Origin of the sequence: Globicatella sp. HMSC072A10 (genome assembly GCF_001811625.1) — a bacterium.
Lineage (GTDB): Bacteria > Bacillota > Bacilli > Lactobacillales > Aerococcaceae > Globicatella > Globicatella sanguinis.
This window is the reverse complement of the sequence record NZ_KV805787.1, coordinates 3477-4455: the sequence shown is the minus strand read 5'-3', so window position 1 is coordinate 4455 and position 979 is coordinate 3477. Positions and strand designations below refer to the sequence as shown.

General features: G+C 35.9%; 2 protein-coding genes and 1 pseudogene. 1 reads left to right on the top strand and 2 read right to left on the bottom strand.

What is annotated here, in order from left to right:
* The coding region (locus tag HMPREF2811_RS11460) for a hypothetical protein (protein WP_168164970.1) at nucleotides 1–301 on the top strand (301 nt) is incomplete at its 5' end.
* Between the two features lie 64 nt (nucleotides 302–365).
* On the opposite strand, the gene HMPREF2811_RS08635 is transcribed toward HMPREF2811_RS11460, so the two are convergent.
* Together HMPREF2811_RS08635 and HMPREF2811_RS11960 are read right to left on the bottom strand one after the other, a co-directional pair.
* Complete coding sequence (locus HMPREF2811_RS08635) at nucleotides 366–677, bottom strand: DsrE family protein (RefSeq protein ID WP_071408984.1); 312 nt, start codon at nucleotides 675–677, stop codon at nucleotides 366–368.
* Nucleotides 678–690: 13 nt separating this feature from the next.
* A pseudogene (locus HMPREF2811_RS11960) lies at nucleotides 691–846 on the bottom strand (4a-hydroxytetrahydrobiopterin dehydratase); the annotation flags it as partial.
* Nucleotides 847–979 lie beyond the last annotated feature (133 nt).

The window sequence follows — 979 nt, the reverse complement described above, 5'->3', positions numbered from 1 at the left end:
ATTCGTGTTACGTATTCGGGAAGTTGGGTTATTAGTTCGACAAGCCCAGTCTGAAATTAAGGACCGAAATCAAACTATCTGGACGGCGACAAGATGGGGACTTGCACTCTTTATCATCATGTCAGTGATTGGATTATTGTTACTATTCAACATCGAATCTATCTCGGAGGTGTTGATAAGTCTAGTCATTAAAGATGCCAGTCCAGGTCCCTTAGTTAAATTATATGTCGGTGTGAGTGCGCTCATTTTAATTGCAACTAGCTTGTTTATTTTATTCCAAGCTTATCAAACCATTAGTTAACTATTTGATCAAATAAAAATTCTGAGTCAATCCCAAAAAGGAGACCCAGAATTTTTTTACTTATTTAGGGACGAATATAAGCATATCCTTCCATTTGTTTCTTAGCAATCTCAACAACGCCCGAATCTACCACCCTTATGAGTGAATTTATTTGGTCTTTATTGATCTGATGTTTATTTAAGGAATTCTGACAAGCCACCACATCTACCTGATTCAAAAACTTATCACTTAATTCATCATTGAGATAATAATTCACCGCATGACCATTCGCAACGATGGATATTTTCGCATCCCCTACTTCAGCTAAAAAATTATTTACATTCGAAAGAACCATATGCCATCGATCTTCTTCATTGATATGAAACACTACTTGCATAGCTTTGACTCCTTTAGAATTTAATGTCATCATTGGGTTGAGCTAAGTTAAAGCCTTTGGCTATCAACCCATCTCCTTCATGAGTTTCTAAATCCACTATCACATGTTCATAAAATAATTGAATATCATGATGGTGGTTGGCTGCCCCTTTGAGGACGACAACTTTATTGTAGAAGCTTTGGCTTCTTTAAAGTTTTTGAATTTATTTGATTTACTTGTGCGTTTGTCCTCTTCTAATTCCCAGTTGTCTAGTTGACTTATTCTTTCTCGAATCACTCCTGATATTCCCCCTATTTATTATT

Excerpts from the sequence above, each read along its gene's own strand:
- HMPREF2811_RS08635 (WP_071408984.1), bottom strand. The coding sequence starts at position 677 with ATGCAAGTAGTGTTTCATATCAATGAAGAAGATCGATGGCATATGGTT.